Raw genomic sequence first — 25819 nt, 5'->3', positions numbered from 1 at the left:
CGCCCGGCCGGCCGCATCCTGATGCCAACCATGCAAATCCTGTCGCTAGTCAACAGCGTCCTGCTTGCGGCCGCGCTCTGCATCATCGTGCTGCTGGCGATCTACACGGTGCGGCACTACGTCTTCACGCTGAACCGCCTGTTCGGCCGCCAGCGCCAGCCCTACCTCGACATCGAGCACGGGGTCTGGCCGCGCGTTGTGGTTTGTGTCGCCGCGCACAACGAAGAGCGGGTGATCGCCGACTGCCTGACTGCCCTGCTGCAGGTGGACTACCCGCATGACAAGATGACCATCATGCCCGTCAACGACCGTTCGACCGACGGCACGCGGCAGATCATCGATAACATCGCGGCGAAGCACCCTGGCCGCTTCTCGCTCTTTCACCGCACCGAGGGGCGTCCCGGCAAGGCGGCCGCGCTGCGCGATGCCACCGCGCTGATCGACGCCGAGATCATGATCGTGTTCGACGCCGACTATCTGCCGGCGCGCGGTCTGATCAAGCAGCTGGTGGCGCCATTCTTCGATCCGGAGGTGGGGGCGATCATGGGCCGCGTGGTGCCGGTGAACGCCGGCGCGAACCTGCTCACCCGCCTGCTCGACCTGGAACGCGCGGGCGGCTACCAGGTGGACCAGACCGCGCGCATGAACCTCGGGCTGGTGCCGCAGTACGGCGGCACCGTCGGCGGCATCCGCTGCCGCGCGCTGGCAGAGATCGGCGGGTGGAATATCGACACGCTCGCCGAAGACACCGATGTCACGTTCCGCCTGCTCCAGCGCGGCTGGAAGACGGTCTACCAGAACCGGTCCGAGTGCTATGAAGAGGTGCCGGAGGTGTGGCCAGTGCGGGTCAGGCAGATCAGCCGCTGGTCGCGTGGCCACAACCAGGTGATGGTGAACAATATCCGGAAGCTGGTCACCAACCCGCGCATCAGCCTGCGCGAGCGCGTGGATGGGGCGCTCCTGTTGCTGATCTTCATCATGCCGCCGATCCAGCTGTTCGGTTGGGTGATTGCGGCAATCCTGTTCTATACAGCCGCGCAGTCAATCGTGTCGGGCTGGGTGTTCCTGACGGCCCTGCTGTGCTACGGCGGATTGGGCAGCAACGCGGCGTTCTTCGAGATTGCCGCAGCCACCTACCTGGACGGCCACCGCAACCGTATCCGGCTGCTGCCGCTGAACCTGTTCGGCTTCCTGGTCAGCATGGTGGCGATCTCGCGCGCGGCCGTCACGCAGGTCGCAGACGCCTGGCACAAGCGCGAGCTGGTCTGGGACAAGACCGAGCGCTTCCGCACGCCGGCGGCGGGCACCGCCGGCGGCGTGTCCTCGCCCTCCGACACCCGCCCGGCCGGGGAGGCATGATGACCGCGGACTATTTCCTTCTTGCCGGCGCCGTGCTGGGCCTGTTGTTGCTGCCATTCCTGCCGGCGCTCGCCGAATGGCTGCGTCCGACCGACTTCGCGCCGCTGCCGATGCGGCGCGACCAGCCGAACAGCCTGACGTTCTTTGCCAATGGCTTCCGCACGCGCCTGGTCGAGCAGCACGGCGTCGACCTGGACGCACTGCGCCAGGCGGGCGATGGCTACGAGATTCCCGTCAGCAAGGCACTCAGCGCGGGCCGCGATATCCGCACGCTGCAGCCGGACGAGCAGAAGGCGCTTTCCCGGGCCCTGGGCAAGGCCAACCATATCGTCGTGTTCCGCGGCAGCGCCTCGCTGGCGCAGGACAGCCGCGTGCGCGCCGACCTTTACGTGGAGCATGACTTCGAAGCGGGCGCCGGCACGCAGCTGCGCGCGTGCCTGGCCGAAGGCAAAGTCCGGCTCGGCGAGAAGGCCGAGGTGCAGCGCTGGGTGCATGGGCGGCAGGTGCGCCTGGCGTCGGATGCGCGCGTGGGCGGTCGGGTCACTGCCGAACAGGTCGTCAGCTTCGAGCCGCCGGCGCGCTTTGAACGCGCGGGCGCACCTTCCGTGGTGTTTGGCGAGGCCGGGCTGGCGCCAAAGCCGGTGCCCATGCCGCAACCGGTGGCTTCGCGCCAGGTGCTCGATGGCAATGCGGACATCGGGCACGACAGCGCGCCCGCGGGCGACTATGTGGTGCGCGGGGATTGCCGCGTGGCGGCCCGGCTTTTACTCGAAGGCAGCATCAAGAGCCACGGCCAGTTGCATGTGGGCGACGGTGCCAGGATCATCGGCAGTCTTTCGGCGCGAAAGAATATGGAAATCGGGGCCGGCAGCGCCATTCTGGGGCCGTTGATCGGCTTCGAGGACATTGTGCTCGGCCCCAATTGCCGGATCGGGCGCCCCGACGCGCCGACCACGCTGGTGTGCAACCGCCTGTTCGTTTCGCCTGGCTGCATCGTTCATGGGGTGATCACCACCCATGAAGTTGCGCGTTTCGCAGCCTAGGAGCCGCCCCCGTGTCGAGGCTTCCGAACCCGTTCCGCAGCCGCGCCGCCGTGTCGCCGGCCAGCGGCGTACGCCGGCTGGCACGGCGCTGTGCCGCGACGCTGCTGGCGCTCGGCGTGTCGTTGACAGCCGCGGGCGCGGACACCAGGCCGGCAACGCCCATGTTCGAAGACTTCACGGTGGCCAATGGCGCCATGACCGTATTTGCCCGTGGCGACTATGTCGAGCCCTACACCGCGATCTATGCCCTGCTGGTCGCGCACCGGCTTGGCGTGGATGTGCATGCGCATGCCGATGCGCTGGCGCACTGGCTGCTGCCGTACCAGCAGGCAAACGGGCCGTTCCCGCGCATCTGCCGCAGTGGAGGCGCGCAATGGGTCGCCTGTGGCCCGGCAGATGCCGACGATTCGCTCGCGGTGTTCTGGTGCACACTGGCCAGCGAGGTGCTCAAGGGCGACCGGGCGCTGGAGGCCAGTTGCGGCAGGTCGCTGGAGAACCTCGCGACCCTGTGGGATCCGCAGCGCGCCACGTTCCGCGCGCGCTTCGGCCGGCCCGAGGCGTACTTCGCCGACAACGTCGAAGTTGCCGGCGCGCTGGGCGGCTTGCGCGCGAGGCCCGACACGGCCGCGCGCTACGCGCGCGAGCTGTCGCAATTGCCCTCGCAGCGCCAGATGCTCGATGGACTGGCGCGCAGCTACGGCTACGACCCGGCGGTGGCGCTGGAGCCGGCGCACGCTACCTTGCCGCCGGCGCTGTACGGGTTCTATCCGAATGTTGTCGCACCAGTCTATCTGTGGCTCAGCGACGTAAGCACCGGCCCACAGGAGACGCGTCAGTGGGCGGTCTGGAAGCACCGTCACGCCGAGGACTGGCTGGCCGGCAAGAGTGACCACTATCCGTGGGGCCTGATTGCCCTGGCGGCCTACAAGACCGGCGACCTGCAGACGGCTGCAGCGTGGCTGCGGGCATCGGCGGGGTGGCGGGCGCAGGGGCGCTGGAATCTATTGGAGGAAGGCGTGCGCATCGGGCTCCTGCATGCCATGCCAGACACGGCCGACGGGCCCAATATGCAATGAGGTTGAACTTGTTGAAAGTATCCGCGTGGCGCAAGCATGTCATTGGCTTACTCGCACTGGTGGCGATCGTGGCGTGTGGCCTGCTGGCGTATCGCAGCATCAGCGAAGGCCCCGGCAAGCCGCAAAGCGACAGCATCGTCCTGGTGGTTCCAGACAATCTGGCAGCCGGGAACCGGATCTACGCGCAGGCGTGGATGGATGCCGCGCGCGAAGAGGGCGTCCACCTGAGCACCGTCACGGCCTCGGAGTTCGTGCGTCATGGCCTGAACGGCGAGCGCGACTATTCCGCGGTGATCCTGCCCGATACCGTGCACCGTTCGATGACGACGGCGTTCGTCAACAAGGTCCGGCAGTTCGTCGAGGCGGGCGGCGCGCTGATGCAGGTGTATGACGCGGGCATCCTCGACGAGAACGGCTTCTACGAGCAGGGCGGATCGCGGATGTCGGACCTGGTCGGCGTGCCGTATGGCTTCTACTCGAAGCTGCGCGCCGACCTCGCGCATCAGGCGACCGTCTATGGCGCCCCGCAGACCATGATCGACCTGCACATTCCGCCTGGCCGCTGGATCGTCAAGGACGGACGCGCGATGCTGTCAGGCTATGGCGAGGACATGCTGCGCTACCCTGCCATGCATACCGGCAGTCGCTACAGCGGCAAGGTCCTGATGGTGGCCGAGGACCAGTCGGTCATTGCCGGCGAGCGCGCACTGGGCAGGGGCCGCGTGCTGTTCGTCAACTTGCCGCTCGGCTATCTCAAGCTGCGCACCGACGGCGTGCTGCTGCACGGCTTCCTGAACTACTTTGCCGGCCGCATGCTGGAGCAGCCGCGGCTGTCGCCCGCGCCGCAGGGCGTCGGCGGCCTGGTGCTGAACTGGCACTGCGATGCGCGGATCTGCATCGACGCCGTCGACAGCCTGATCCAGGATGGCGTGTTCAAGCGCGGTCCATTCAGCTTCCACATCACCGCCGGGCCGGACCAGCGCCAGTTCAACGATGGGCGCGGCGTGGACCTCGCGAACAACCCTGCATTCGCCGAGATCGTGCGCGGGCTGATGCGCGATGGTCACGAAGTCGGCAGCCACGGCGGCTGGATCCACGACTGGTTCGGGCTCAATGTCAATGAGAAGAACCAGGCGTCGATGGAGGTCTACCTGCAGAAGAACGCGGATGCCATCCAGGCACTGACGGGCAAGCCGCAGACCGAGTACTCGGCGCCGACCGGCAACCAGCCGGAGTGGGCTACGCGCTGGCTCGACGAGCACAACGTCAAGGCCTACTACTTCACTGGCAATATCGGCCAGGGCCCGACGCGCACATACCGCAACGGCCGCCGCGACGAGCATATCTGGTCCTTCCCGGTACAGACCTATGGCCAGTACTCCACCATCGAAGAAGCGTACATGTCCAGTATTCCCGAGGCGGAGATCGCGGACTGGCTGACGTCGCTGGTGCGCTTTGCCGCGGGTACCGGCGAGATTCGCCTGATCTATTTCCATCCGCCCGGGGCGGTACGCTACCTGCGCGCCATCGACGCCCTGCTCGAAGCGGCCGACGCCGAGCAGGCCCGCCAGCGCTTCCAGTGGCGCACGATGACCCAGATGGCGGAGTTCGCGCAGCGGCGCGAGCAGACCGTCTGGCGCCTGGCATCGGACCGCAACGATGTCCGCGTGACCGCCGAGAACAAGCAATCGCTCGACGCGCTGACCTGGCTGTTTCCGAGTGACCGCTATGCGCGGCCACGCGTGGAAAGCGGACAGGGCAGCGTGTCAATGCAGGGGAGCAGCTGGAAAGTGGTGGCGGGCCCCGGGAACCGGATCGTGATTGCAGCCGCCTTGCGGGAGGGGGGCGCCTGATGGCGCCACACCGATCGCCGGGAATGACCTGGGTCCGTGGGACCACAGCCTATTTGGGATGAACTGAGCGTGTATTGGAATCGAATCGTGTGGGGTGCTTCGCTGGCAGCATCCGCCCTGGCCATGGACGTAGCCCGCGCGCAGGGCGAAGTGCAGCCGGCTTCCGTTCAGCCAGAAGCCACCCTGGCCCAGGATTCGTCCTCGATGACGCCGATGCCGGTCCCTGTTCCCACGCCGCGGCCGATGGCGATCCCGCAGCCGCTGCCGGTGCCCTTTGAGCCGGAGAAGGGCGCGATCGAAGTCGTGTTCGGCGATGGCCGCATGACCAACGGCTACGGTTCGGCGACCGCCGCCGCGGTGCGCGGCATGGCCGTGACGCCGCTGGGCGTGGTGCAGGGCGAACTGGACCACCAGAGCCGCTTCGGCTTCAACGGCCAGTACGGGGCACTATCGCTGACGCGCAACCTGTCCGAGGACTACTACATGACCGTGGGCGCCGGCGCCGGCAGCAGCGAGCTGTTCCCGAGCTGGCGCGTCGACGCGAGCGGTTACCGCAAGTTTGGTCCGGACCGTCGCTTCGTTGCCGGTCTCGGCGCGTACTACGCGAAAGGCCAGGACGGCGGGCGTTCGGACCATGGCGTGCTGCTGAGCGGGCTGGCGTACTTCCCGTCCCTGGTGGTGGAGGGCGGCCTGCGCTTCAACCGGGCTAACCCGGGCCAGGTGTTCGGTCCGAGCCAGTACGTGGCCGCCACGATCGGCAGCGACGAGACACGCGCCTTCATCGTGCGCGCCGAACATGCCCGCGAGGCCTACCAGGTCTTCACGACCGGTACGGAACGCGTCGACTTTGACAGCTACAGCTTCAGCGTGCAGTGGCGCGAACGCGTGTCCCGCCAGCTGCTGCTGCTGATTGGCGCGCAGTACTACCACAATCCCAACTACAGCCGCACCGCGGGTGAGCTGGGCTTCCGATGGAGTTTCCGGTGAGTGGCAACACGGTGCCACAAAATCCGCAGCAGGCCCGGCGCCCCGCGACCGCGCGCGGCGATGCCCTGCAGCGCGTGACGGGCTATCGCGGCGACCGCTTCGAGAAGCACCGCGCCATGCGCAGGCTGGCCTTTCCGCTGACGCGCTGGATCGACGTGCTGCTGCTCCCCGCATTCCTGACCTACGCCTTCTGCATGGGCTGGCCATGGGTGGCGGACCTGTGGCGCCGCGTGATCGGGTTCTGGAGCGTGGCGCTCGGCGCAGAAGTGTCGCTGCGGGCTGACCCGGCATTACTGCCGGCCTTTGGGACCGTGCCCTATGCGCATGCCAACGCCGCGCTGCCTACGCCGGTGCAGTGGCTGTGCGGCATGGCGATCACGCTGGTGCTGTTGTTCGGGACGCGGTGGCTGACCTCGGGCCGGGCGCTGCCGCTGGCCTACGGTCTGCGGCTGGTTGGCCTGATCCAGGCGAGCGCACAGGCGTACTTCTATTTCTGGCCGGCGAGCTTTCCGTACGATGCCGGCAAGTCCATTGCATCGCTGACACAGGCTTCGGTGCTGGTCATCCTGATCACGCCGTGGCTGTATGCGCTGATCTACAACGTGCTGGACTTCGGTTTCCTGCGCAAGCTGCTGCTGTCGGCGACGGCCATGGCATACCTGGTCGTGCTGGTTCCGCTCCAATACACGTTGACTGCGTCGTCGCTGCTCCATTTCTCGGTGCTGTGGTATCCGCTGGTCTTCCTGCTCGGGTCGATCTTCGTCCAGTTCGGCACCTTGGTGGCGTTGTACGCCTGGGCGATGAGCTGGCGGCCGCGCAACTGACACCGGGCGCAAGCCGCGGTTGAGTAACATTGTGGTTGTGGCGATGCTTCGGGCAGGCTTGCCGCGGAGCATTCCCGACAGCCGCGCTCCCGTGGTTGTATGCGGGAGCGATCAAAAGAGGATCAATAGCGCACGACCGCACGATCGCGGAAGCAATTCGCAGTCGCAGCAGGCAGAAGGATGTGAGGATGAAGATTGCCTCGGTGGAAGACGATCCGGACCAGGCCGAACTGATCCGGAAAATACTGGGCGAGGCGGGATTCGAATGCGAATCCTATGCCACGGGCGCGGCCCTGCTGCGCGCACTGCGCGAGCAGGCCTTTGACCTGCTGGTAGTGGACTGGCAATTGCCGGATACCAGTGGCTTTGAACTGGTGAGCTGGGTGCGCCAGACGTCTGGCCCCATGCCGCCCATCCTGTTCCTGACCAGCCGTACCGCTGAAGAGGACATCGTTGCCGGCCTGAGCGTCGGCGCCGACGACTATATGCTCAAGCCGATCCGGGCCGGCGAGCTGCTGGCGCGCGCGCGCTCGCTGCTGCGCCGCGCCTACCCCGAGGCCACCCAGGATTCCGACCTCATCCGCCGTGGCAGCTACTGCATCGATCCGCGCGCGCGCACCATCACGCTGGGCGGCGAGCCCGTGACGGTGTCGCCGCGCGAGTACGAGCTTGCGCTGTTCCTGTTCCGCAACATGGGTCGCCTCTTGTCGCGCGACGTGGTGGAGCAGGCCGTGTGGGGCCGCGCCATTGGTGCGGGTTCGCGTACGGTCGATACGCATATGTCGCGCCTGCGCATCAAGCTGGCGCTGCGCCCCGAGAACGGCGTGCGGTTGACTTCCGTCTATTCGCACGGCTACCGCTTCGAAGAAGCCAGTGCCGAGGACGAGCCCCATGCTTAGAAGGGCGGCTGCGGTGACCAGCATGGCCCTGGCCATGTGCCTGGCGCCCGCAGCACCGGCGCAGGCGGGGCCTGCCGGCGCCGAAGGCGCGGACTTCATCTACGTGGTCGAGCCGGGCGACAACCTGTTCACCCTGGCCGAGCGCTACATGGCCAGCGCCGACGGCTGGCGCCTGCTCCAGGCGCGCAACGGCGTGGCCGATCCGCACCGGCTCGCACCGGGCACGCGCCTGCGCATCCCGCTGGACCAGATTCCCGAGCAGCCTGGCGCGGCGCGCGTGGTGTTCGTCAACGGGCCGGCACAGGCCGACGGCGAGCCGCTGCGCGCCGGCCTGGCGCTGCGCGAGAGCGCGCGCATCGTCACGGCCGCCGGCAGCACCGTCACGCTGGAGCTGCCCGACCGCACGCGTGTCACGCTGCCGCCGGGCACCACCGTCGCGGTGCGGCGGCTGCGCACGTTCCGCAAGTCGGGCCTGACCGATACCGTGATCGGCATCGAGCGCGGCCAGGCCGAATCGCGCGTGGCGCCCGGAGGTGGCGGCGTGGGCCGCTTCGAGCTGCATACGCCAATGATGGTGACCGGAGTGCGGGGCACGCGCTACCGTGTGGCCGCCGATACCGACGGCAGCCGCAGCGAAGTGCTGGAAGGCCAGGTCGGCGTCGCCCTGGCGCGCGCAGGAACGACCTCCACGGCCTCCGCGACCGCGGTGACGGCTGGCTATGGTATCGGCGTGGCTGGCGCCCGCTTGTCACGGCCGGTCGCGCTGCTGCCGGCGCCGTCACTGCAGCCGCTGCCCGACACGGTAGTGGGCCCCGCCACGGAGGTGGCCTGGCAGCCCGTGCAAGGGGCCGCGGGCTATCGGGTCTCGGTTGCGCGCGACGCTGCGCATACCGAGCTGGTCTGGACCGGCGACACGGCCGACACGCATATCGGCCTGGAAGGCCTGCCGGAAGGCCCGCTCTATCTGGCGGTGAGCGCGGTGGACGCTCAGCGGCTGTCCGGCAAGCCGGCATCGGCACAGTTTGCGGTGCGGCTCAATCCGCCGGCGCCGTTCACGCTGCAACCAGGCGCCGGGACGGTGCGCTATGGCGACTCGGCCGAGTTCGAATGGGCGGCCGTGGGCGCCGCTGCGTCTTATGAGCTCGCCGTGTCCGCCGATGCCGGCTTTGCCGCCACGGCTGTCACGCTGCAGGGTAAATCCGAGCACGCCGTGCGCAAGCTTGCGCCAGGGGCATGGCTGTGGCGCGTGCGCTCGCTGGACGCGCGCGGACGGCCCGGCCCCTGGTCGGCGGCGGTGCCATTCACGCTCGAGCCGGCGCCGCCCGTGCCGTCGCTGAAGGATGACGGCAACAGCCTGCGCATCGGCTGGCCCGCGGACGCCAGCGCAACGGCCGGCTATCGCGTGCAGATGGCCGAGGATTCCGCCTTCACGCGCCTGGTGGCAGACCAGCGCAGTGCCGACAGCGACGTGGCGCTGCCTCGGCCACCGGCTGGCACATACTACGTGCGCGTCGCACGCGCGGCGGCAGACGGCCAGGAGCCCGCGGCCGCCTTCTCCGCGCCGCAGCGCATCGATATTGCGGGCTACCTGCGCGACGGACAGGGCGGCGCGATCCGCCTGGGCAACGGTGTCCGCGACGAGGGCGGCCATGGCGACGGCGTCCGCCTCAGGTAGGCCCGGGCGGCAAGCTCCCGGGATCGCCTTCGGGCGGCGTACGCTGGCCGAGTGGGCCTTGCTGCTGGCCGCCGTGCTGGCGCTGGTGGCGGCGATCGCACGCTACGGCTGGGCCGGGCGCGCCGACCTGGCCATCTACGACCTTTCCATCGGTGCGCAGCAGCATGCCGCGAGCGACGATATCGTCATCGTGGCCATCGACGACGCCAGCATCACCGCCATCGGCCGCTGGCCCTGGCGCCGCGCGGTGCTGGCACAACTGGTGGACCGCATTGCCGCAGGCCAGCCGCGCGTGATCGGCGTGGACGTGATCCTGACCGAGCGCGACACGCGTTATCCACAGGACGATGCCTTGCTCGCCCGCAGTCTCGCCGCCGCGGGCAACGTGGTACTGCCCGCGCTGGCCGAACCCTCGGCGGGCGGCATGGTGGTGCGCTATCCGCTGGCCGGACTGGGCGCCGGGGTAGGGCACATCAACCTGACCGTGGACGCGGATGGCGTGGCGCGGCAGGTGTACCTGCTGGAAGGGCCGCAACCCGCGCAATATGCCGGGCTGCCACACGTGGCGGCGGTGATGGCGTCGTGGGGCGGCGCGCCGCGGCCAGCCGATGCCTATCGGCATGAAGCGGCCAGCGCGGTCGACGCCTTCGGCTGGGAGCGCCAGTACCGGCTGCGGATTCCGTTCGCGGGCCCGCCGGGGACGTTCGCGCGGGTGTCGGCGCGTGATGTCCTGGAGGGCCGCGCCGATCCGGCGTTGTTCCGCGGCAAGGCCGTGCTGTTCGGCGCCATTGCCACCGGCATGGGCGACGTGTTGCCCACGCCGGTGGCGCACGACGGGCGCGGCATGAGCGGCGTGGAAATCCTGGCCAATACGCTGCAGACGCTGCAGGAGGATCGCGCCATCGTTGCGGTGCCGCCGGGCTGGCAACTGGCGTGCGCCATGCTGGCGGTGCTGGCGGCCGCGCTGGCGGCGCTGGTGCTGACGCCGCGCGGGGCGCTGCTGGCGAGCGGGATGGTCATCGCCTTGCTGCTGGCCGGGCCGCCGCTGCTGCTGGCCGGCGCACGCCTGTGGTTCGCGCCATCCGCTGCGCTGCTTGGCTGCCTGCTGTTCTATCCGCTGTGGAGCTGGCGCCGCCAGGAAGCGGCGTTGCGCTTCCTGGCGGACGAGCTGGCACGCCATGAGCGCGAGCCCGGACTGCCGCCCGCACCCGCCGCCATCGGCGCCACGCTGGAAAGCCACATGCGCGCGGTCTATCGCATGAGCTCGCGGCTGCACGACCTGCGGCGCTTCCTGGCCGACGGGCTGGAGAGCCTGCCCGAGGCGACGGCGATCTGCAACCTGGAAGGCGGTGTGCTGCTGGCGAACCGGCGCTGCGTGGCGCTGGTGCCCGGCGTGCTGGGCACCAGCGCCGGGAGCGGAGGCGATATGTCCGATGCCCGGGCCGACAGTGCTCGTGCCGACATCCGCGCCGTGATGGCCGTGCTCTTTGCCGCCCCCGAACCGGCGCTGGCGTACTGGCAGGCGCTGCATGCGCGCAGCGCGTCGCCGGGCGGGCAGGATGACGGCATCGAACTGGCCGCGCGCGACGAGCGCCGTTACCTGATGCACGGCGCGCCGCTGCATGGCGAGCAGGGCGCCGTGGCCGGGCTGATCGTCAGCTTCATCGATATCACGGCGATCCGCCTGGCCGAACGCCAGCGCGAGCAGATGCTGCGCTTCCTGTCGCATGACATGCGTTCACCGCAGGCATCGATCCTGGCGCTGATCGATCTGCACCGCGGCGCGGCCGGCGACGAACGGTCGGCCGACCTGCTCGCGCGGATCGACTCGCATGCCCGGCGCACCTTGTCGCTGGCCGACGATTTCATCCGCGTGGCGCGTGCCGAGACACAGCCGCTGTCCCTGCAGGATGCCGACCTTGCCGGGCTGGTGCTCGATGCCGCCGACGAGCTATGGGCGCTGGCCAGCGCGCGCGGCGTGCCGCTGAACGTGGACCTGCCCGACGACCCCGCCGTGATCCGCGCCGAGCCCGCGCTGCTCGCGCGCGCCATTGCCAACCTGGTCAGCAACGCGGTCAAGTTCAGCCCGCGCGGTGCCGCCGTGACGGTGACATTGCGGGCAGAGCCCGGCGGCTATGCCATAGCGGTCACGGACCAGGGTCCGGGCATCCCGCTCGCGCAGCAGCAGCGCCTGTTCGAGCCGTTCGCGCGCCTGCATGAGCACGACCCCGGCGCGCCCGCAGGCAGCGGGCTTGGCCTCGTCCTGGCAAAGACCGTGGTGGAGCGCCACGGCGGCAGCATTCGCGTGGCGAGCGATGCCGGGGCCGGTGCCACGTTCACGCTGCACTTGCCGGCACCGCGCCTCTGACCCCTGTGTCAGACACTGGTCAGACACAATTGTTGGCAGTTGCCCTGGCCGTCATTGCTTACGATATCGAAGCCGTGCGGCCCCGCATCGTACGGCTTGCAACGCCCGCCCAGCCCTCCCAGTGGTTCCCTGGCGCGGGCGTTCTTTTTGGTGAGTGGACGGTTCAGGCTGGGCTGACACCCCACCCCAACACATTCCCGCATCTCCCTGTAACCTAGCCCCTTTAACCGGAAACCGGGAGACAACCATGACAAGCCATCGCTACGGCGTAGCATCCCCCGCCGAGGTCGCGGAAATGAGCGGCAAGACCATCCTGCAGGCCATCATCGACGGCCGCCTGCCGCAACCGCCGATTTCGCAGGTGCTGGGTTTCTGGCTGACCGAGGTCGGCGACGGCTTTGCCGTATTCGAGGGCGACCCCGGCGCACACCTGTTCAACCCGATGGGCACAGTCCATGGCGGCTGGGCCCTGACCCTGATCGACAGCGCCACGGGTTGCGCGGCCAACACCTTGCTGCCGCCCGGCACCGGCTATACCACGGTCGAAACCAAGGGCAACTTCTCCCGGCCGGTCAAGGCGGACACGGGGCGTGTTCGCGCGGAGGGGCGCGTGGTCAGCCAGGGCCGGCAGATCATCACCGCCGAGGCGCGGGTACTCGCCGCCGACGGCCGGATCCTGGCCCATGGCACTTCCACGCTGCTGGTACTGGCGCCTGCGGGAAAGTAAAGGTTCTTCGCTGGATTGCGGGAATTGGGGAAGGGTTGGGGTTTTCTGCGACGGGCATCATCGTCGCCAGTGCCAACGGTTCGGTTTCTCTGCTTCGCTGGGGCGCGGTTCGCCTGCGGCCTGGGTGCTCAGACTAGGGCTCTGCGCGTAGCGCAGCCGAAGGCGATTACACGATGTCGGTAGCAGCAGGGACCACGGACAGTTTCGGGGCTCGTTCAATCAGCGCCCTAATCCCGCCCATGGACGCGCACCACGCGGCAGGCAGCCAGGCAGACTCTGAAGCCCATCCCCGTACAACACCCGCAGCACACTACGATCAATATTCGCCCGCCAGGGCAAGTAAACGCGCTTTTTGGTTACTTTTTGTCGCTCGGACAAAAAGTGACTCGCCGGCTACGCCGGCGAAACAGCGGCGCCTGCCAAGCACGCTGAGCCAGTCACCCCCACAAAGCGAAACAGCAGCGCCCGCCAAGCCCTACAACCCCATCATTCCCCATTCCCCGCAATCCGGCGAAGAGCCAAAGCAAAGGCAGGCTCCGCCGTACTCTCTCAGAGTTCGACGCTGTCCTTTGCATCCTCCGGCACCGGCCAGTCTCCGCACCTTGCCGGCGAGCTGTTTCGCAAGCGTACCGGCATCGATGTCGTGCATGTGCCCTACAAGGGCGCGGCGCCTGCCGTCTCCGACCTGCTTGCCGGACAGGTCAGCATGATGGTGGACAACCTGCCAAGCTCGCTGCCGCATATCCGCGCAGGCAAGCTGCGGGCGCTCGCCGTCACCAGCGCCACGCGCGTGGCCGAGCTTCCCGACGTGCCGACGATGAAAGAGGCCGGCCTCGACGACTTCCAGGTGACCGCATGGTTTGGACTGGTTGCCCCGGCCGGCACCCCGGCGGCGATCATCGATCTCTTGCAGAAGAACGTCGCGAGCATCCTCGCCGAGCCAGGTACCCGGAGCAAGCTCGCTGAACTGGGCGGCATTCCCGGCGGCGATACACCGGCCCACTTCGCCGGCTTCATCACGAGCGAACGCGAGCGCTGGGCTCGCGCGGTCAAGGATACCGGCATACCGTTGCAGTAGACGGCGGCGCGCCGGCTCGGGCTTTGTCCGGCAGGGATGGCCGCCGGATCAGGCCGGCTTGCGCGTCAGCACCATCGCCAGCTGCAGTGCGGTGGCGGCCACCGTGTCGACGTCCGGTGCATAGCCGTCGCGGATCCAGCGCAGCGCGATATGGACGACGCCGCCGGCAATGCCGGACAGCAGCAACGGGTCCGCACTCTGTCCCGGCGGCAGCAATGCCTGTGCGAGCAGGCCGCCGAATGCGCGCAGCGACGCGTCGAGCGCCTCGTCCACGCGCTTGCTGACGCCGCGGATCTCCACCAGGAACACCCGTGCCGAGCGTGGCTCGCGCTGCAAGGCGCCGAAGTATGCACGCAGCATGGCCAGCGCGCGCTGCTGGCGCCCGCGTCCGGCCTCGTGCGCCGCATGTCCGATCGATTGCAGCAGCAGGTCGGTCACGGCGTGGAACGAAGCCTCCAGCAAGGCTTCGCTGTTGGCGAAGGATTCATAGAAGTAGCGCTCGGTCAGCCCGGCCGCCTCGCATACCGCCTTGACCGTGGAGTTCTGGTAGCCGCGCTCGCCGTAGACCTGGATGGCCGCGGCGATCAGCTGGCAACGGCGCTGGGTGCGCCGCTCGTCGGCTGCTGCACCGCGGTAGCGGCGACGGGCGGTGGAGGTCTCGGGTGTCTCGGTCGGCTCGATCATCATCGGACCATTATGACATTCCCTATTGTCAGATGGCATCTGACAACCTATGGTGTCAGAAGTGACCGCATCCGGGAAATCCGCCATGACCGTTGCTGCACCCGAAGCTGCACCCGAACACACGCTGCTCGACGTCCTGATCGTTGGCGCCGGACTGTCCGGCATTGGCGCCGCGCGGCAGCTGCAGCAGCGCTGTCCAGGCAAGCGCTACGCCATCCTGGAAGCGCGGCAGGCCATCGGCGGCACCTGGGACCTGTTCCGCTATCCGGGCATCCGGTCGGATTCGGACATGTACACGCTCGGCTACCGCTTCAAGCCATGGAAGGGCGCGAAAGCCATCGCCGACGGCCCGTCGATCCTGTCCTATATCCGCGAGACGGCTCACGAAGCCGGCATTACCCGGCACATTCGTTTCGGCCACAAGGTGATCAGCGCGGCATGGCATAGCCAGGAAGCGTGCTGGACGGTCACGGTGGAGCGCGCCGGAGACGGCAGCCACCAGCAGTGGCGCGCGCGCTTCCTGTATGTGTGCGCCGGCTACTACAGCTATGCGCAGGGCCATCGGCCGGCCTTTCCCGGTGAGGAAACCTTCCGTGGCCGCATCGTGCATCCACAGTTCTGGGATGCCTCGCTCGACTACGCCGGCAAGCGCGTGGTGGTGATCGGCAGCGGCGCGACGGCCGTCACGATGGTGCCGGCCATGGCCGCCAGCGCCGCGCACGTGACCATGCTGCAGCGCTCGCCGAGCTACGTCGTGACCCGTCCCGGCGAGGACGCGATTGCCGCCAGGCTGCGCCGGCTGCTGCCGGAACGGCTGGCCTACGCGGCCACGCGCTGGAAGAACGTGCTGCTCGGCATGTTCTTTTTCCAGCTCGCGCGCCGCCGGCCGGAGCGGGTCGGCCAGCGCATGGTCGGCATGGCCGCCGCGCAGCTCGCGCCCGGCTTCGATGTCGGCCGGCACTTCACGCCGCGCTACAAGCCGTGGGACCAGCGCGTGTGCCTGGTCCCCGACGGCGACCTGTTCCGCGAGATCCGCGACGGCCGCGCGTCGGTGGTCACCGATACCATCGAGCGCTTTACCGAAGGCGGCATCGTGCTCGCCTCGGGGCAGATCCTGCCGGCGGACATCATCGTGACGGCCACGGGTCTCAGGCTCAATATGCTTGGCGACATCGCCGTCAGCGTCGACGGGCAGCCCCGCGTTCCGGCCGAACTGATGGCATACAAGGGCATGATGCTCAATGACGTGCCGAACCTGGTGCTGGCCTTCGGCTACACCAATGCCTCATGGACGCTCAAGGCGGACCTGACCGCCGAGTACGTGTGCCGGCTGCTGCGGTACATGGACCGGCGCGGACACCGCGTGGCCATGCCGCGGCGCGACGCGGCCGTGCAGCCCGCACCCTTCCTGGACTTCACCTCCGGCTATGTGCAGCGCGCCGCCGGCGTGCTGCCGCGGCAGGGCGACCGCAGGCCGTGGCGCGTGTACCAGAACTACATCATGGACATGCTCACCCTCCGCCACGGCCGCATTGCCGACGGCGTGCTCCGGTTCGATATGCCGCACGGCGCGCCGGCGCCGCGCGAAACACCGGTAAGCCTGTCCGGCGGCGAGGTACAGCCATGATGATCTTGTTCTACGTGGTTCTGGCGGTGGCGGCGCTGTTCGCCTGCCTGTTCGTCTACACCGTGCGCACGGTGCGCCGTGTCGAGGCCGCGCTGCCGCCCGACGGGCGCTTTGTCGATGTGCCTGGCGCGCGCCTGCATGTGGTGGAGCGCGGGCAGGGCCCGGCGCTGCTGCTGGTGCATGGTCTTTCGGGCCAGCTCGGCAATTTCGGCTACGGCATGATCGAGCCGCTGGCGCGCGATTTCCGCGTGGTGGCGGTGGACCGGCCCGGCTCGGGCTATTCCGTGCGCAGCCCCGGCGCGCGCGCGGACCTGGCAGGGCAGGCTGATGTGCTGGCGGCGCTGATCGACAAGCTGGGCCTGGAGCGTCCGCTCGTGGTCGGCCATTCGCTGGGCGGCGCCATTGCGCTGGCGCTGGCGATTGGTCATCCGGACCGGGTCGGCGGGCTGGCGCTGCTCGCGCCGCTGACGCATCCGGCCGAGGAGATTCCGCTGGTATTCCGGCCGCTGGCGATGCGGCGGCACTGGGTGCGCCAGTTCGTGGCATGGACGCTGGCGGTGCCGATGTCCGACTTGCGGCGCGACGAGGTACTCGAGATTGTCTTCGGCCCGGATCCCGTGCCCGTGGACTTTGCCATGCGCGGCGGCGGCATGCTGGCCTTGCGGCCGAGCCATTTCGTGGCGGCGTCGGAAGACCTGGTTGCCGGCGCGCCGAGCCTGGCGCCGCTGGTCGCGCGCTACGCGGAGCTGCGCCGGCCTGTGAGCATTCTTTTCGGCCGCGAAGACCGCATCCTCGATCCGGCGGCCAATGGCGAGGCGTTCGTCGCCAAGGTGGAGGGCGCCACGCTGGCCATGGTGCCCGGCGGGCATATGCTGCCGCTCACGGCGCCCGGCACCTGCGTGGATTTCGTGCGCGAGGCCGCGGCGCGGCTGCGCGATGCCGAGTCGGCGACCGCATGAACCGGACGCCAGGCGACCGGGTCACGCGCGCGGCCTCAGTGCGCCGTGCCTGGCTTGCAGTCCTGCACCCAGCCGGCGACCCGGCTCGGGCTCATGGTCGGGCGCCATTCGCCCGAACTGCGGATCTCGACATCCGTGCCTTGCTGCGCCTGGCGCAGGCTGACCAGGTAGAAATAGGCCGTGTCGGCGCGGGTGGCGGAACCGATGCGCACGTCGACCTTGCCCGGTTCCGGGTAGGCGACGATATTGGCCGCTTCCCCGAGCCTGCTTTTCAGGCACAGCGTCAGGTCGCCGACACTGGCGTCGGAGTGGATCAGCCTGGCTTCCTGGGCCTCGAGGTACTCCACGTTGGCGCCGGTGGCGCAGGCTGCCAGCCATGGCACCGCCACGGCCGCGAGCAGGAGGATGCGGGTTGCGGACATGCAATTTCCCTTTGTGGATGCGACGCTGCATGCTACATGAGAATGTGTAGCGCAGGTCCGTCCGGACACCACGCCGGGCCGGGGCACGCCGACCGTCCGTGCCCTTGAACCACGTTCGAAAGGAAGACGCCGATGGCTGCCGCGATTGCCCCCGATCCCTACAAGCGCGATTTCTCCACCGCGTTCAGCGCCATTCGCAAGCTGCTCGCGGACGGGCACGACACCACGCAGGTGTTCCTGATCATGCGCGCGCTGAACGGGCCGTCCATGCCGAAGAACTTCGCGCGCCTGCTGGGCACGCCCGACGGCCGCCGGCTCGTCTACCAGCGCACCGAACTGGCGGAGCGGCTGTGCGACCCGGCCTACGTGGCGAGCTTTGCGCCTGGCACGGTGGGCGCCGCGTACCGGGACTTCCTGCGGCACACAGGCTACAGCGCCGACGGGCTGGCCGAGGTTTCCAACCTCGGCCGCGAGCCCCTGGTGGAAGATGCCTACATGTGGTTCGGCCGCCGCACACGAGATATCCACGACATCTGGCATGTGCTGACCGGCTACCGCGCCGACGAGAGCCTGGGCGAGGCCGCGCTGGTGGCGTTCAGCTATGCGCAGACCGGTGGCCTGGGCTGGGCGCTGATCGCGGTGGCGGCGTCGCTCAAGAGCCTGCGCGTGACCCGCAGCCTCGCCTTCGCGCGTGCGGTGCTGGAAGGCTACCGCCTCGGCCGCGCGGCGAAGTGGCTGCTGGCCGAGGATTACGAGGCCCTGCTCCACGAACCCCTTGGCGCCGCGCGTGTCCGGCTAGGCATCGGCGAAGCGCCGCGGTACATGACCTGCCATCCGCTGCAGGACTGGCACGCCTGAGCGGGCGGATTCACTCCATTTGCCGGCCGCGCCGCATGATCGCGGCCAGCGTATCCACGCGCGTCCTGTCCGCGGCCATGACGATGCCATCCGCAAACACCGGCTGCGCCAGCCGCGTCAGCACATCGCCCGGCGGCGCTTCGATCACCACGCGTGCGCCGGTGGCGCAGGCCAGCAGCATGGTCTCGTGCCAGCGCACCGGGATCGCCATGTTGCGGGCCAGGTCGTCGGTGATGCGGCGCGGGTCGCGCAATTCACGCGCAAGGCTGGCGCTGAAGTAGCGCAGGCGGGGCGGCGACAGCGCAACGGCCGCCATGGCTTGCGCCAGCCCGGCGGAAGCGTCGTCCAGCAGAGGGCAGTGCGAAGGCACATGGATCGCGACAGGTTTGGCCGCCTGCGCACCCGCCGCCAGCGCCAGGGCCGATACCGCTTCCATGGCCGCGATGCTGCCGGCGATCACGATCTGCGCGGGCGCGTTGAAGTTCGCGAGATAGACCGGGCTTTGCGGCGCATGGACCTGTGCCACCAGCGGTTCGAGGCGCGTGCGCTCCAGCCCCAGGATTGCCGTCATGCCGTAGCCATGCGGATAAGCCCGCTCCATGAGTTCGCCACGCAGCCGGACGATCCGCAACGCGTCGGCAAATGACAGTACGCCGGCCGTGACGGCCGCTGCATAGGCGCCGATCGAAAGCCCGGCGACAGCATCGGCCTGTTGGCCTTCGTCCGCCAGGCAGCGTGCTATGGCGACCCCTGCGGTCAGCAGGCAAAGCTGTACCCAGATGGTCGAGCGCAGGCGCGCTGGCGTATCCATCCCGGCGGCGGGCATTTGCAGGACATCGGCCGCTTCCGCGAGCACGGCCGCAACGGCCGGGTGGTTGGGAAGATCCGCGAGCATCCCGGCCCGCTGCGAGCCCTGGCCGGGGAAGGTCAGCAGCACGCTCATGGCAGCGGCTGCCATGGGTTGGCGCACATCCTCGGCCCTTGCGAGGTCTTCAGCAGGACCTTGCCGCGCTGGCGCCGCCATTCGAGGAACGAGAAGCCGCCCTGCGGTGTGTCGACCTGGATGTCGATCCGCGCTGGTCCGGCGTCCTGCAGCGTGGCCAGCAGTTCGGCATCGGCCTGCAGCAGCGGACGGTCCGCGTAGACGAGCAGGTCGAGGTCGCTTTGCGCATGGAGGACATTGATGCCGCTGGCGAGCGTGAAGCCGGCGCTCCCGCCCACGCCCCAGCGAATGTGCCGCGCGTCGAGCGCATCGGCGGCCGCGTCGAGCGAGCGGATGGCGGCGAGCGCCATGAGTTCAGGGCGCCGCCACGCGCGCGAAGCCGCGATGTCCATCGGTGTGACCACGCGTGCCACATCTGCGGGCGCGATCCAGGTGCCAAAGCGCTCGGCACGCACCGCGCCGCGCAGCCCGATTGGAATGGCATCTGCGCGACATGCGTCGCGGCGCACGACCACCGGCGTGGTGGCCAGCGCAGCCAGCGACACCCAGTCCGGCAGTGCGACGCCTGCCAGGCTGCGCCGGGGATCGGCCAGCCAGAGCAGGTCGTGCGGCGCCGGGCGGGCCGTGCTCAGGCTTGCCATTGCCGCCGCAGGCAGTCGCGCACCGCGCGCGACGCCTGGCGATTTTCGCCGTTTTGCCGGCCGGAGAGGTCACGCGCACTGTCGCGCCCGATATCCGCGAGTGCTGCCAGGATGGCATCGCGCGCGAGATGGATGTCCGCGGGCTGAGGCGCGTCGGCCGATGCCACGTCGATCAGCCGCCACAGGATGCCGAGCGTGGCGAAATTTTCGATGTCGTAGGCCATCGGCGGCACGGTGGCGGCCAGCGCCTCCAGGTCCTCGACCGTGCGCATGGTGATGCGCGCCGCGGCGTCCTTGCCCATGGCGTGCACGAGCACGCCGCTGTCGCGCAGCGCGATGATGCGGTTGGCCTGGTAGCCATGCGCGAGGAACGCGCCCGACATGGCTTTACCGACGATCAGCGCCACCACCGGATGCCCGGCCAGGCGCGCCTGCGCATACGCGGCGGCCGCGGCGGCCAGCGACTGGTGGATGCCCAGTGCTTCCTCGCGCCGGCCATAGGCCTGGCTCGGCGTATCGACCACCGCGACGATGGCGCGCTTGGCCGCGGCATCGCGATCCGCTTCCACCACTTCGCGTACGGCCTGGGCCAGCGACCAGCCCTCGACCAGCCCGACTTCGCCATTACGCGCGCGTGGGAAGCGGTTCTGCGCATCGGGCACCACGGCGATCCAGCGGACCGGCGTGCCGGCCAGTTCGCCATCGGCGACCGTCACGGAGCGCGGGAAGCCATCGCGATACGACGCGGCTGGCGCCAGGGCACGCATCCAGCGCGCGCCACGGCTCACGTCCTGCTCCGGCAGGGTTTGTACGGTGGTGTTCATGCGTCAGACTCCCGATGGAAACGGCCAAGGAGGCGCTGCACGCCAGCCGGCGTAGGCTGGGTGCCGGCGTCATAATCCTGCAGCACGCCCAGCATTTCGCGGCAGCGCTCGCTGCGGGGCGTGGCCGCTGCCGCGGCGCGAAGCTCGCGTGCGACGGCGTCGCGCATGGCGGCGCAGTCGTCGGCGACGTAGACGTCAGCGAAACCCGTGGCCACGCGCTGCGCCCCGCCGGTAAAGGACCAGATGAACGGCCGGTCGCGCGAATCGTATTCCGCGATGCCGGCCTCCTGTTCGATCACGGCGGGTCCGTTCAGGCCTAGGCGACCCTCCTGCGTCATCACCAGCGACGTACAGAGACCGGCGGCGATCGACATGCCGCCGAAACATCCGACCTGCCCGGCGATGACGCCGACCACTGGCTGGTAGCGGCGCAGGTCGACGATGGCCGCGTGGATGTCGGCAATCGCCGCCAGCCCCAGGTTGGCCTCCTGCAGCCGCACGCCGCCGGTTTCGAGCAGCAGCACGGCGCGTGTCGGCACGCCGCGCCGGTTGTCCTCGGCGGCCAGCTCCAGCGCGCCGGCAAGCTTGGCGCCGCCGACCTCGCCGAGACTGCCGCCCTGGAAGGCGCCCTCGATTGCGAGCACCACGGCTGGCTGCCCGTCGATCTGCCCCTTTGCCACGATCACGCCGTCATCGCTTTGCGGCACGATGCCCTGGCGCGCAAGCCATGGCGAATGCAGGCCGTCGAACGGCCCCGCAAGCTCGCGGAAGGTGCCGGCGTCCAGCAGGGCGCGGGCACGTTCGCGCGCGCCCAGTTCGATGAAGCTGTCGCGGTTCAGCAAGGATGCGGTGCTCATGGCTGCTCCGGTTGTCCGTGCGCACCGAGCGCTTCGAAGGCTTCGGCCAGCCGCATGCCGACCACCCCTGGCGTGGCGCCGAAATCATGAATGCGGATCTGCATGGATGCTCGCGGTTCCGCCGCGAACACGCGCGCGAGCTGCGCGTCCCAGACGCGCGCGTAGCCGTTGACGGAAGTGGTGACATCCACGGTGGTGACGCCGCCGGTGCCGGGTTCGACCAGGACTTCGAGATCGCCCGAGCCCACGACGCCGACGAGCACGCGGGCCGCGGCAGGCGGTCCCGCCGGAAATTCAAAACGCAGTTGTTCCATGGAGGTCTCCTAGATTTGCCCCGTGCCGGAGCCGGACACCCGTGCCAGCCGGTCGAGGAAGATCGTCGCGGCCAGCAGGTCCGCCGCGCCGCCCGGCGATGCGCGCCGGGCCAGCATGCCGGCGTCGAGTTCGCGCAGCAGGCGCCGTCCCGCGACCGTGCCGGTGCCGCCCGCCGCCAGTACGGCCTGCGCACCGGCCTGCATATAGGCCAGCCCCGCGCGGCCCGTGCGGGCCAGCACGCAGGTATCGTCCAGCCCGCTCATCAGCGCGAGCAAGGCGTTCAGGCGGGCCGCGGATTCGCTGTCGCCGCGCGCGCGGCTGTGCTGCAGGACCGGCAATGCGCGCCGCATGACATGCGGAAAGCCCGCGCGCGCCTGCGCCCTGGCACCGCCCACGCCATACGCCAGGCAGGCCAGCTCGCCCTTGTTGCCGGTGATGGCGGGGCGATGCCGGTCAGCCAGCCGCGCAATGGCGCCGGCGGCATCGCTGACCGCGCTGGCGCTGGCCCGCTCGCCGGCGGCTGCGAGCTGCGCGGCCGCGCCGACCAGCAGGCCGAGGCACCAGATGGCGCCGCGGTGCGTGTTCACGCCGCCGGTGGCGGCCAGCATGGCTGCTTCGGCTTCACGCCCGAGCGCGCCGAGCCGCTCGCGCAGCGCGTAGCCGACGCGTGCCGCGCGCGCGCCGGCCATTGCCATGGAGGCGAACGATGGCCCCAGCGCCTGCGCGGAGCGCAGCATCAGCGCCAGCGTCAGGTCGGCATGCGCGCCGCTGCCGCGGCTGTCGACCAGCCCGGGCTTGGGCGACAACCGTGCTTCTTCGACGATGGCGTCGACCGCCAGGCCGGCCAGCAACTGCGCATGCGTGGACGGGCCACCGATCGCAGGGGCCGCATTATTTCCGGCCCATATGGTGCTTGCCGCTGCGCCGCCCATTACCAGCTCCGGAAGCGTGCCGGCGGCGCGTACAGGCCACCAGACCATTCAACCAGGTCGGCCATGCTCTTGGCCGCGAGCAGGCTGCGCGTGGCCTGGCTGCGCTGCACGCCAAGGTCCTCGGGCAGCGCGATCAGGCCGTCGCTGCGCATGCGGCGCGTCTGTGCGGGATCGTGCTTCAGGCCGATCGGGGTCACGCCGGCCACGGCGGCGATCATCCGGCGCCGCTCTTCGAGCGATTGCGCCTTGTAGAGGTAGGCGATGCCTTCCTCGGTCAGCACGTGCGTGACGTCGTCGCCGTAGATCATGACCGGCGCCAGCGGCATGCCGCTTTCGCGCGCGACGTCCACGGCGTCCATCGATTCGACGAAGGTCGGCTTGCCGCCGGCCTGGAAGGTCTCGACCATCTGCACCACGAGCTTGCGGCCGCGTGCGAGCGGATCGTCGGTCTCGATCAGGTCGAGCCACGCGGGCGTGGGGTGGCGGCGGCCCCCCGGGTTGTGGCCCATGTTCGGCGCGCCGCCAAAGCCGGACAGCCGGCCGCGGGTCACCGTGGACGAGTGACCGTCGCCGTCGATCTGCAGCGTCGAGCCGATGAAGAGGTCCACCGCATACTGGCCCGCAAGCTGGCAGAACGCGCGGTTCGAGCGCATCGAGCCGTCCGCGCCGGTGAAGAAGATATCGGGCCGCGCCGCGACGTATGGCTCCATGCCCAGTTCGCTGCCGAAGCTGTGCACGCTTTCGACCCAGCCGGTCTCGATCGCCGGGATCAGCGTGGGGTGCGGGTTAAGGGTCCAGTACTTGCAGATCTTGCCCTTCAGCCCCAGCGACTCGCCGTAGGTCGGCAGGATCAGTTCGATGGCAGCCGTGTTGAAACCGATGCCGTGGTTCAGCGACTGCACCTGGTGGCGTTCGTAGATGCCGCGGATCGCCATCATCGCCATCAGCACGTGCACGGGCTTGATCAGGCGCGGGTCGCGCGTGAACAGCGGCTCGCAGAAGAACGGCTGGTCGGCCTGCACCACGTAGTCGACCCAGGAGCCCGGCACATCCACGCGCGGCAGGCCGGCCGGGTCGTCGACGATCTCGTTGACCTGCGCGATCACGAGGCCGTCGCGGAACGCGGCGGCCTCCACCAGCGCGGGCGTATCCTCGGTGCTCGGGCCGGTGTAGAGGTTGCCGTCGCGGTCCGCCTTGTAGCCGGCGATCAGCACGACGTTGGGCACCAGGTCCACATACAGGCGCGCGTACAGTTCGATGTAGGTGTGGATCGCGCCGACTTCAAGCAGGCCGTCTTCCAGGAACTGCGAGATCCGGATGCTCTGCGCGCCCGCATACGAGAAGTCGAGCTTGCGCGCGATGCCGCGCTCGAACAGGTCCAGATGCTCCACGCGGCTGACGCTCGGGATGATCATGTGCAGGCCGTTGACGCGCCCGGGGCTGACCTGCGCCAGCGAGCGCGACAGGAAATCCGCCTGCTTCTGGTTGTTGCCTTCGACCACCACGCGATCGCCCGGGAGCAGCACGGCCTCCAGGAAGGCCACGATGTCGCCGGTCGGTATGCGCTTGCCCTGCGCGATAGCGGCGCCTTGCTGCTTGCGCCGCGCCTTGGCTTCTCTGCGGGTATTCCACTGACGCCCCGGGGTGGTGCTGGTCATCGTGTCTCCGGCTAGGTCTGTCTGATGGCGTCAACCATAAACAGGCGGAGACCGCGGAACAATCACGCGGGCGGCAGGATCGTTACGCTTGGCGAAAGCGAGCTGGGGGCTACTGTCCTTCGCGCATGGCCATGCGGCAGACGGCTGCCAGCGCCAGCAGGTTGGGGTCGCGCTCGCGGCGGCGCAGGAAGCTCAGGCCGATGGTCTGGCGGATGGAGTCGTAGTCGGCGGCAAGTGGCACGAATGCCACATTGCGCGGCGAAACGCCCTTCACGCGGCCGGGCAGCAGGGTGTACCCGACGCCGCCGCCGACCAGGTTCATCAGCGAAAAGATATCGCCGACCTTCATGACGAGATTGGGCTGGAAATCCGCGATCCGGAACGCCTCGGTAAAGCCGCGCGAGGTGGCGAACCCTTCGCTCAGCGACACGAACGGCTCGTCCCGGCAGGTACGCAGGTCCACGGCCGGCATCGCTGCGTAGCGCGAGTCGGCCGGCGCCGCGAAAAATATCTCGTCTTCGAACAGGGGGATGGATTCAATCTCGGGGTCCGGCTCGGGCGTGGCCATCAGGGTGGCGTCGGTGGCGCCCTGCTTGAGCATCTGCAGCAGGTCGGCGTTCGAGCCCAGCACGAGCTCGGTCTGCAGGTCCGGCCGCCGGGCCTTGAGGTCGATGACGATTCGCGGCACCGTCTGCGCCGTCAGCGAATACAGCGAGCCGATCTTGAGATGGTCGGCCAGGTAGCCGGCGGCCTCGCGCGTCGCGCGGATGCCGTCGGCCATGGCCTTGAGCACTTCGCGGGCCGTGTCCGCCAGCACATGGGCCGCATCGGTCGGGATCAGGTTGCGACCTTCGTGCCGGAACAGCGCGCAACTCGTGCCTTCCTCGAGCGAGTGCAGCGCGCGGTGGACGCTGACCGTGCTGGTTTCCAGGATCTCGGCCGCCTTGGCCAGGTTGCCGGATTCCATGAACGCCAGCAGCGCTTCGAGCTTGCGGAAGGTGATCTCTTCGCCGATGCGGATTCTCATTGGGGGCGTAGTGAGGACGAGGCCCCTCATCTTAGCCGTGCGCGGGCCCACAGCGTGACAATGACCGCGAACAGGCAGGCGATGGTGCGGCGCATGGGCCACCCGATGCGGCCTTTAGCGCATTCTTCGAACAGGGCGAAGTGCGGTAAGCGTTGCAGCGTGCGTCAGTAAATACGACAAGTC

General features: G+C 69.0%; 23 protein-coding genes and 1 pseudogene. 14 read left to right on the top strand and 10 right to left on the bottom strand.

Features of this window, described 5'->3' with window-relative positions:
• Positions 1–21 precede the first annotated feature (21 nt).
• The 11 genes and pseudogenes from CupriaWKF_RS18860 to CupriaWKF_RS18810 all read left to right on the top strand — a co-directional run.
• Positions 22–1359: a glycosyltransferase family 2 protein gene (locus CupriaWKF_RS18860; RefSeq protein ID WP_276102299.1), complete on the top strand. Its 1338-nt coding sequence runs from the start codon at positions 22–24 to the stop codon at positions 1357–1359.
• Positions 1356–2402, top strand: coding sequence for a polymer-forming cytoskeletal protein (locus CupriaWKF_RS18855; protein WP_276102298.1), 1047 nt, complete (start codon positions 1356–1358; stop codon positions 2400–2402). Before CupriaWKF_RS18860 ends, CupriaWKF_RS18855 begins: the two co-directional genes overlap by 4 nt.
• An 11-nt stretch (positions 2403–2413) precedes the next feature.
• Entirely contained in the window at positions 2414–3478 is a 1065-nt protein-coding gene (locus CupriaWKF_RS18850; RefSeq protein ID WP_276102297.1) for a hypothetical protein, read from the top strand.
• 8 nt (positions 3479–3486) lie between these two features.
• Positions 3487–5331: a polysaccharide deacetylase family protein gene (locus tag CupriaWKF_RS18845; RefSeq protein ID WP_276102295.1), complete on the top strand. Its 1845-nt coding sequence runs from the start codon at positions 3487–3489 to the stop codon at positions 5329–5331.
• A 69-nt stretch (positions 5332–5400) separates the two neighbouring features.
• Entirely contained in the window at positions 5401–6318 is a 918-nt protein-coding gene (locus tag CupriaWKF_RS18840; RefSeq protein ID WP_276102294.1) for a YaiO family outer membrane beta-barrel protein, read from the top strand.
• Entirely contained in the window at positions 6315–7142 is an 828-nt protein-coding gene (locus CupriaWKF_RS18835) for a hypothetical protein (RefSeq protein ID WP_276102293.1), read from the top strand. The genes CupriaWKF_RS18840 and CupriaWKF_RS18835 overlap by 4 nt, the downstream gene beginning before the upstream one ends.
• Before the next feature lie 188 nt (positions 7143–7330).
• Complete coding sequence (locus CupriaWKF_RS18830; RefSeq protein WP_276102292.1) at positions 7331–8041, top strand: response regulator transcription factor; 711 nt, start codon at positions 7331–7333, stop codon at positions 8039–8041.
• Between the two features lie 22 nt (positions 8042–8063).
• Entirely contained in the window at positions 8064–9716 is a 1653-nt protein-coding gene (locus tag CupriaWKF_RS18825; RefSeq protein ID WP_276102291.1) for a FecR domain-containing protein, read from the top strand.
• Positions 9691–12084 carry a CHASE2 and HATPase_c domain-containing protein gene (locus CupriaWKF_RS18820; RefSeq protein WP_276102290.1) on the top strand — a complete coding sequence of 798 codons (2394 nt, stop codon included), beginning with the start codon at positions 9691–9693 and terminating at the stop codon, positions 12082–12084. The genes CupriaWKF_RS18825 and CupriaWKF_RS18820 overlap by 26 nt, the downstream gene beginning before the upstream one ends.
• Positions 12085–12331: 247 nt before the next feature.
• Complete coding sequence (locus CupriaWKF_RS18815) at positions 12332–12811, top strand: PaaI family thioesterase (protein WP_276102288.1); 480 nt, start codon at positions 12332–12334, stop codon at positions 12809–12811.
• A gap of 562 nt (positions 12812–13373) precedes the next feature.
• Positions 13374–13889: pseudogene (locus CupriaWKF_RS18810) on the top strand (tripartite tricarboxylate transporter substrate-binding protein); the annotation flags it as partial.
• Positions 13890–13937: 48 nt separating this feature from the next.
• Here the strand turns inward: CupriaWKF_RS18810 and CupriaWKF_RS18805 are convergent.
• On the bottom strand, positions 13938–14576 hold the full coding sequence (locus CupriaWKF_RS18805; protein WP_276102287.1) for a TetR/AcrR family transcriptional regulator: 639 nt from the start codon (positions 14574–14576) through the stop codon (positions 13938–13940).
• Positions 14577–14658: 82 nt separating this feature from the next.
• Between CupriaWKF_RS18805 and CupriaWKF_RS18800 the strand changes: the two genes are divergently transcribed.
• Positions 14659–16200, top strand: a complete 1542-nt coding sequence (locus CupriaWKF_RS18800; RefSeq protein WP_276102286.1) for an NAD(P)/FAD-dependent oxidoreductase — start codon at positions 14659–14661, stop codon at positions 16198–16200.
• Entirely contained in the window at positions 16197–17159 is a 963-nt protein-coding gene (locus CupriaWKF_RS18795) for an alpha/beta fold hydrolase (RefSeq protein WP_276102284.1), read from the top strand. Before CupriaWKF_RS18800 ends, CupriaWKF_RS18795 begins: the two co-directional genes overlap by 4 nt.
• Before the next feature lie 35 nt (positions 17160–17194).
• Here CupriaWKF_RS18795 and CupriaWKF_RS18790 read toward each other — a convergent pair whose 3' ends face one another.
• Entirely contained in the window at positions 17195–17581 is a 387-nt protein-coding gene (locus CupriaWKF_RS18790; protein WP_276102283.1) for a hypothetical protein, read from the bottom strand.
• Between the two features lie 132 nt (positions 17582–17713).
• Between CupriaWKF_RS18790 and CupriaWKF_RS18785 the strand changes: the two genes are divergently transcribed.
• Complete coding sequence (locus CupriaWKF_RS18785; protein ID WP_276102281.1) at positions 17714–18439, top strand: Coq4 family protein; 726 nt, start codon at positions 17714–17716, stop codon at positions 18437–18439.
• 10 nt (positions 18440–18449) lie between these two features.
• Here CupriaWKF_RS18785 and mdcH read toward each other — a convergent pair whose 3' ends face one another.
• The 8 genes from mdcH to CupriaWKF_RS18745 all read right to left on the bottom strand — a co-directional run bounded on the left by mdcH (position 18450) and on the right by CupriaWKF_RS18745 (position 25636).
• Entirely contained in the window at positions 18450–19382 is a 933-nt protein-coding gene (gene mdcH / locus CupriaWKF_RS18780; RefSeq protein ID WP_276103316.1) for a malonate decarboxylase subunit epsilon, read from the bottom strand.
• On the bottom strand, positions 19379–20023 hold the full coding sequence (locus CupriaWKF_RS18775) for a malonate decarboxylase holo-ACP synthase (RefSeq protein WP_276102280.1): 645 nt from the start codon (positions 20021–20023) through the stop codon (positions 19379–19381). Before CupriaWKF_RS18775 ends, mdcH begins: the two co-directional genes overlap by 4 nt.
• The gene (gene mdcE / locus CupriaWKF_RS18770; protein ID WP_276102279.1) at positions 20011–20847 is read right to left on the bottom strand and encodes a biotin-independent malonate decarboxylase subunit gamma; all 837 of its coding nucleotides are present in this window, start codon (positions 20845–20847) and stop codon (positions 20011–20013) included. Before mdcE ends, CupriaWKF_RS18775 begins: the two co-directional genes overlap by 13 nt.
• Entirely contained in the window at positions 20844–21704 is an 861-nt protein-coding gene (locus tag CupriaWKF_RS18765) for a biotin-independent malonate decarboxylase subunit beta (RefSeq protein WP_276102278.1), read from the bottom strand. The genes mdcE and CupriaWKF_RS18765 overlap by 4 nt, the downstream gene beginning before the upstream one ends.
• Complete coding sequence (locus CupriaWKF_RS18760; RefSeq protein WP_276102277.1) at positions 21701–22018, bottom strand: malonate decarboxylase subunit delta; 318 nt, start codon at positions 22016–22018, stop codon at positions 21701–21703. The genes CupriaWKF_RS18765 and CupriaWKF_RS18760 overlap by 4 nt, the downstream gene beginning before the upstream one ends.
• Before the next feature lie 9 nt (positions 22019–22027).
• On the bottom strand, positions 22028–22951 hold the full coding sequence (locus tag CupriaWKF_RS18755) for a triphosphoribosyl-dephospho-CoA synthase (RefSeq protein ID WP_276102276.1): 924 nt from the start codon (positions 22949–22951) through the stop codon (positions 22028–22030).
• Positions 22951–24609, bottom strand: coding sequence for a malonate decarboxylase subunit alpha (mdcA, locus tag CupriaWKF_RS18750; protein WP_276102275.1), 1659 nt, complete (start codon positions 24607–24609; stop codon positions 22951–22953). Before mdcA ends, CupriaWKF_RS18755 begins: the two co-directional genes overlap by 1 nt.
• 109 nt (positions 24610–24718) lie before the next feature.
• Positions 24719–25636: a LysR substrate-binding domain-containing protein gene (locus tag CupriaWKF_RS18745; RefSeq protein WP_276102274.1), complete on the bottom strand. Its 918-nt coding sequence runs from the start codon at positions 25634–25636 to the stop codon at positions 24719–24721.
• Positions 25637–25819 lie beyond the last annotated feature (183 nt).

The organism is Cupriavidus sp. WKF15 (assembly GCF_029278605.1).
In the GTDB taxonomy this organism is placed as follows: Bacteria; Pseudomonadota; Gammaproteobacteria; order Burkholderiales; family Burkholderiaceae; genus Cupriavidus.
The sequence above is the reverse complement of the archived record's forward strand: the minus strand, read 5'-3'. Positions and strand labels throughout refer to the sequence as shown.

Bases quoted from the DNA above. Each gene is read 5' to 3' on its own strand.
- CupriaWKF_RS18790 (WP_276102283.1), bottom strand. From the start codon at position 17,581: ATGTCCGCAACCCGCATCCTCCTGCTCGCGGCCGTGGCGGTGCCATGG.
- mdcE (WP_276102279.1), bottom strand. From the start codon at position 20,847: ATGAACACCACCGTACAAACCCTGCCGGAGCAGGACGTGAGCCGTGGC.
- CupriaWKF_RS18855 (WP_276102298.1), top strand. From the start codon at position 1,356: ATGATGACCGCGGACTATTTCCTTCTTGCCGGCGCCGTGCTGGGCCTG.
- CupriaWKF_RS18795 (WP_276102284.1), top strand. From the start codon at position 16,197: ATGATGATCTTGTTCTACGTGGTTCTGGCGGTGGCGGCGCTGTTCGCC.
- CupriaWKF_RS18815 (WP_276102288.1), top strand. From the start codon at position 12,332: ATGACAAGCCATCGCTACGGCGTAGCATCCCCCGCCGAGGTCGCGGAA.
- CupriaWKF_RS18760 (WP_276102277.1), bottom strand. From the start codon at position 22,018: ATGGAACAACTGCGTTTTGAATTTCCGGCGGGACCGCCTGCCGCGGCC.
- CupriaWKF_RS18805 (WP_276102287.1), bottom strand. From the start codon at position 14,576: ATGATGATCGAGCCGACCGAGACACCCGAGACCTCCACCGCCCGTCGC.
- mdcA (WP_276102275.1), bottom strand. From the start codon at position 24,609: ATGACCAGCACCACCCCGGGGCGTCAGTGGAATACCCGCAGAGAAGCC.
- CupriaWKF_RS18800 (WP_276102286.1), top strand. From the start codon at position 14,659: ATGACCGTTGCTGCACCCGAAGCTGCACCCGAACACACGCTGCTCGAC.
- CupriaWKF_RS18830 (WP_276102292.1), top strand. From the start codon at position 7,331: ATGAAGATTGCCTCGGTGGAAGACGATCCGGACCAGGCCGAACTGATC.
- CupriaWKF_RS18775 (WP_276102280.1), bottom strand. From the start codon at position 20,023: ATGGCAAGCCTGAGCACGGCCCGCCCGGCGCCGCACGACCTGCTCTGG.
- CupriaWKF_RS18765 (WP_276102278.1), bottom strand. From the start codon at position 21,704: ATGAGCACCGCATCCTTGCTGAACCGCGACAGCTTCATCGAACTGGGC.
- CupriaWKF_RS18745 (WP_276102274.1), bottom strand. From the start codon at position 25,636: ATGAGAATCCGCATCGGCGAAGAGATCACCTTCCGCAAGCTCGAAGCG.
- CupriaWKF_RS18860 (WP_276102299.1), top strand. From the start codon at position 22: ATGCCAACCATGCAAATCCTGTCGCTAGTCAACAGCGTCCTGCTTGCG.
- CupriaWKF_RS18820 (WP_276102290.1), top strand. From the start codon at position 9,691: ATGGCGACGGCGTCCGCCTCAGGTAGGCCCGGGCGGCAAGCTCCCGGG.
- mdcH (WP_276103316.1), bottom strand. From the start codon at position 19,382: ATGAGCGTGCTGCTGACCTTCCCCGGCCAGGGCTCGCAGCGGGCCGGG.
- CupriaWKF_RS18785 (WP_276102281.1), top strand. From the start codon at position 17,714: ATGGCTGCCGCGATTGCCCCCGATCCCTACAAGCGCGATTTCTCCACC.
- CupriaWKF_RS18755 (WP_276102276.1), bottom strand. From the start codon at position 22,951: ATGGGCGGCGCAGCGGCAAGCACCATATGGGCCGGAAATAATGCGGCC.
- CupriaWKF_RS18825 (WP_276102291.1), top strand. From the start codon at position 8,064: ATGGCCCTGGCCATGTGCCTGGCGCCCGCAGCACCGGCGCAGGCGGGG.